Below are 5,120 nucleotides of genomic sequence, written 5' to 3' on the forward strand. Positions count from 1 at the left end.
GGCCGGCCCGGACGGGGCGGTGCGCTGCGCGGTGGCCGTGCTGGTCGCGCTGGTTGCGGCCGAGGCGCTGCTGCGCCACTGCCGGCGCCGCTTCGGCGGGGTGACCGGCGACGTCTTCGGCGCCCTGGCGGAGACCGCGACGACCGCCGCGCTGGCCGTCCTGACCTTGGGCTGAGGCATCGCCCGCAGCACGCTGCCGCCGGCTGCGGCGCCGCCTGCCCCGTTGCTGGTGGGCCGAGGCGCCCCGGACCGCCCTGACACCGGGCCACGGCGCCGCCGTACCCCGGCCCCCTGGCGCCGCGCGACGGCGCCTCCTGGCGCCCGGCCGAGACGCCCCGCACCGCCCCCGGCCCCGGCACCGCCCCCGGCGCCACCTCCCACCGCGACGACCAGCCGCCACGCTCCACCGCCGCGACCAGCCCCGCCGCCGCGCCCCGAAGCGCCACCCCCGGTCGCCCCCTCCCTCACGCGGCGTAACCGGCGGCGCGGGGCGCGGGTGGCTCCGCATGGCGGGAAAGCGCCAGCCGGGGCCCGGTCCGGGGCGGCCCGACCGGGGGCCGCTCCCCCGCCGGGCGGCGACGCGCCGGGCCAACGGCCGGGCACCGGCCCCCAGATGGGCGCCGGTCCACCCGGCGGGAGCGGCGTCCTCCCCCGCCCCGCGGGCCCCATCGGCCTGGTCAGGGCGGTACGCGCAGAACACGCCCCGTACAGCGCGAGTTAGGCTCGCGATGGCCGCTAGGACCACTGCACCGGGCCGTGCCCCCGCAGCGGACCGGCGCATACGATGCCCACGGCACGGCCGGCCCACCCAACGGCCCCCTACTTCAACGGAAGAGAGACACCACCACCGTGACTGCTCTGACTCTCAGCACGTCGAGTGCGACCACACTGCGTGCGGACGCCGTCGTCGTCGGTGTGGCGAAGGGCGCCAAGGGCCCCGTCGTCGCGCCGGGCGCCGAGGCCATCGACAAGGCGTTCGACGGCAAGCTGGCCGCCGTCCTGGAAACCCTCGGCGCCTCCGGTGCCGAGGGCGAGGCCACCAAGCTGCCGTCCACGTCCGGGATCAAGGCCCCGGTCGTGCTCGCGGTCGGCCTCGGGGACGCCCCGAAGGGGGACGAAGGCTTCGACGCCGAGGTGCTGCGCCGTGCCGCCGGCACCGCGGCCCGCGCGCTGACCGGCGTCAAGAAGGGCGCGTTCGCGCTGCCGCTGGCCGACCTGGAGTCCGCTGCCGCGGTCGCCGAGGGCGCGCTGCTCGGTGCGTACGCGTTCACCTCGTACCGGGGCGGCAAGGGCAAGGGCAAGAACGAGGCCGCCGGTGCGCCGCTGGCCGAGGTCGCGCTGCTCGGTGGGAAGCCGCGGGACAAGGCGTACAAGGCCGCGATCGAGCGGGCCGAGGCGCTGGCCGCCGAGGTCAACCGGGCCCGTGACCTGATCAACATCCCCTCCAACGACCTGACCCCGAAGCTCTTCGCCGAGCAGGCGCAGGCCGCGGCCAAGGAGTTCGGCCTCAAGGTCGAGGTGCTGGACGAGAAGGCCCTGACCAAGGGCGGCTACGGCGGTCTGATCGGCGTCGGCAAGGGCTCGGAGAACCCGCCGCGCCTGGTCAAGCTGGCCTACCAGCACCCGAAGGCGAGCAAGACGCTGGCGCTGGTCGGCAAGGGCATCACGTACGACTCGGGCGGCATCTCGCTCAAGCCGGCCGGTCACAACGAGACGATGAAGTGCGACATGAGCGGTGCCGCCGCGGTGTTCGCCGCCGTCGTGGCCGCCGCCAAGCTGGGCCTGAAGGTCAACGTGACCGGCTGGCTGGCGCTCGCCGAGAACATGCCGTCCGGCTCGGCCACCCGCCCCGGTGACGTGCTGCGCATGTACAGCGGCAAGACGGTCGAGGTGCTCAACACCGACGCCGAGGGCCGGCTGGTGCTCGCCGACGCGCTCACCCGCGCCTCGGAGGAGAAGCCGGACGCGATCGTGGACGTGGCGACGCTGACCGGCGCGATGATCCTCGCGCTGGGCAACCGCACCTTCGGGATCATGGCGAACGACGACGCCTTCCGCACCTCGCTGCACGAGATCGCGACGGAGGTCGGCGAGCAGTCCTGGCCGATGCCGATGCCGCGCGAGCTGCGCAAGGGCATGGACTCGCCGATCGCGGACATCGCCAACATGGGCGAGCGCGCGGGCGGCGGCCTGGTCGCCGGCCTGTTCCTGGAGGAGTTCGTCGGCGAGGGCATCACCTGGGCGCACCTGGACATCGCGGGCCCGGCCTTCCACGAGAGCGCCCCGTACGGCTACACCCACAAGGGCGGCACCGGCTCCTCGGTGCGCACCCTGGTGCGGCTCGCCGAGCGCACCGCCGCGGGCGACCTGGGCTGACCGCCCGGGCCCGTGTCCACAGGGTGGATGGCGCCCGCCGCGCCGCCCATCCGGTGGACCCGGCAGGACCGGACCGGTCCGGATGGCACCAGTCCGGATCAGACCGGATCGGGCTGGTCCACCCTGCCCCACCCGGCGGGTTGAACCGCAGGGAACACGGCTCCCACCAGAGCGTGACCAACGGCCCCGAGCGCCTGCGCCCGGGGCCGTGGCGCGTTCGCTGACAGCGATCTACTCGCGGGTACGAACGGGGCCGAGCGCGGTGTCCGCCCGGGATTCTGGCCGTACGAGCGCTTTCGGCCACCGCGGAGCACGGCCCGGCGTCCCACCGTCCGCGAACAAGTGCGAAGATGTTGTCTCGGCAGGACAGGGCCTGTGGCTCGCACACACACCCGAGCCGCACCGCAGGGCCGAGTAAGACAGCGGCCGAACAACAGCCGCCGCCCGGTCACGGGCTCCGCTTCCGTAGGCTCTGTTGGAGACAGCAGAAACGAAGCGCAGCGGAGTGACCGGCTCCGGCGTACCCATGCATGGAGGACGTGACGTGGCGAACGACGCCAGCACTGTTTTCGACCTAGTGATCCTCGGGGGCGGCAGCGGTGGCTACGCCGCTGCCCTGCGCGGAGCTCAGCTTGGCCTGGACGTCGCCCTGATCGAGAAGAACAAGGTCGGCGGAACCTGCCTGCACAACGGCTGCATCCCCACCAAGGCGCTGCTGCACGCCGGTGAGATCGCCGACCAGGCGCGCGAGAGCGCCGAGTTCGGCGTCAAGGCCACCTTCGACGGCATCGACATCGCGGCGGTGCACAAGTACAAGGACGGCGTCATTGCCGGCCTGTACAAGGGCCTCCAGGGCCTGATCGCCAGCCGCAAGGTCACCTACGTGGAGGGCGAGGGCCGACTGTCCTCGCCGACCTCGGTGGACGTGAACGGCCAGCGGTACGAGGGCCGCCACGTCCTGCTCGCGACCGGCTCCGTGCCGAAGTCGCTGCCGGGCCTGGAGATCGACGGCAACCGCGTCATCTCCTCCGACCACGCCCTGGTCCTGGACCGGGTGCCGGAGTCCGCGATCGTGCTCGGCGGCGGCGTCATCGGCGTCGAGTTCGCCTCCGCCTGGAAGTCCTTCGGCACCGACGTGACGATCGTCGAGGCGCTGCCGAACCTGGTTCCGGTCGAGGACGTGAACAGCTCCAAGCTCCTGGAGCGCGCCTTCCGCAAGCGCGGCATCAAGTTCTCCGTGGGCTCGCGCTTCTCGGGCGTGGAGTACACCGCGAACGGCGTAAAGGTCTCGCTGGAGAACGGCAAGACCTTCGAGGCCGAGCTGCTGCTCGTCGCCGTCGGCCGCGGCCCGGTCTCGCAGGGCCTGGGTTACGAGGAGGCCGGGGTCGCCATGGACCGCGGCTACGTCCTGGTCGACGAGTACATGCGCACCAACGTGCCGACCGTCTCGGCCGTCGGTGACCTGGTCCCCACGCTCCAGCTCGCGCACGTCGGCTTCGCGGAGGGCATCCTGGTCGCAGAGCGGCTCGCCGGTCTGAAGACCGTGCCGATCGACTACGACGGCGTACCGCGCGTCACCTACTGCCACCCCGAGGTCGCCTCCGTCGGGCTCACCGAGGAGAAGGCCAAGGAGCTGTACGGCGCCGACAAGGTGGTCGCCCTCAAGTACAACCTGGGCGGCAACGGCAAGAGCCGCATCCTGAAGACCACCGGTGAGATCAAGCTGGTCCAGGTGCGCGACGGCGCCGTGGTCGGCGTCCACATGGTCGGTGACCGGATGGGTGAGCAGGTCGGCGAGGCCCAGCTCATCTACAACTGGGAGGCGCTGCCCGCCGAGGTGGCGCAGCTCATCCACGCACACCCCACGCAGAACGAAGCCCTCGGCGAGGCCCACCTGGCGCTGGCCGGCAAGCCGCTGCACTCGCACGACTAGAAGCACCGGGCGCGACCACATCCGCAAGATCGTTAGGAGCAACCGAAACCATGGCGGTTTCCGTAACCCTGCCGGCGCTCGGCGAGAGCGTCACCGAGGGCACCGTCACCCGCTGGCTCAAGGCCGAGGGTGAGCGCGTCGAGGCCGACGAGCCCCTGCTCGAAGTCTCGACCGACAAGGTCGACACCGAAATTCCGGCCCCCGCGTCCGGCGTCCTGAGCTCCATCAAGGTGGCCGAGGACGAGACCGTCGAGGTCGGCGCCGAGCTGGCCGTCATCGACGACGGTTCCGGCGCGCCGGCCGCGGCCCCCGCGGCCGAGGCCGCCCCGGCGCCCGCCGCCGAGCCCGCTCCGGCTGCCCAGCCGGAGCCGGCGCAGGCCGAGGCGCCGCAGCAGGCCGCAGCGCCCGCCGGTGGTGCCGAGGGCACCCCGGTCACGCTGCCGGCGCTCGGCGAGTCCGTCACCGAGGGCACCGTCACCCGCTGGCTCAAGTCGGTGGGCGACTCCGTCGAGGAGGACGAGCCGCTGCTTGAGGTCTCGACCGACAAGGTCGACACCGAGATCCCGGCGCCGGCGTCCGGCACCCTGCTGGAGATCCTGATCGCCGAGGACGAGACGGCCGAGGTCGGCGCGAAGCTGGCGGTCATCGGTGCCGCTGGTGCCGCTCCGGCTGCCGCTGCCCCGGCCGCTGCTCCGGCTCCGGCCGCCGCACCGGCCCCGGCTGCTGCTCCGGCGCCCGCCCCGGCTCCGGCCCCGGCGGCTCCGGCCCCGCAGGCCGCCGCCCCGGCGCCCGCTCCGGCTCCGGCTCCGGC

4 protein-coding genes are annotated in these 5,120 nt (G+C 73.4%); all 4 read left to right on the forward strand.

Annotated elements, in window-relative coordinates:
• On the forward strand, positions 1-175 hold a 175-nt coding region (locus ACMA1D_RS31800), incomplete at its 5' end, for an adenosylcobinamide-GDP ribazoletransferase (RefSeq protein ID WP_414727448.1).
• 674 nt (positions 176-849) lie between these two features.
• Complete coding sequence (locus tag ACMA1D_RS31805) at positions 850-2,376, forward strand: leucyl aminopeptidase (protein WP_414727445.1); 1,527 nt, start codon at positions 850-852, stop codon at positions 2,374-2,376.
• A gap of 544 nt (positions 2,377-2,920) precedes the next feature.
• Complete coding sequence (gene lpdA, locus ACMA1D_RS31810) at positions 2,921-4,309, forward strand: dihydrolipoyl dehydrogenase (protein WP_414727446.1); 1,389 nt, start codon at positions 2,921-2,923, stop codon at positions 4,307-4,309.
• A 50-nt stretch (positions 4,310-4,359) separates the two neighbouring features.
• A partial coding sequence (locus ACMA1D_RS31815) for a biotin/lipoyl-containing protein (protein ID WP_414727447.1) occupies positions 4,360-5,120 on the forward strand: 761 nt, incomplete at its 3' end.

Origin of the sequence: Streptomyces sp. 796.1 (assembly GCF_047525675.1) — a bacterium.
Classification (GTDB): domain Bacteria; phylum Actinomycetota; class Actinomycetes; order Streptomycetales; family Streptomycetaceae; genus Streptomyces.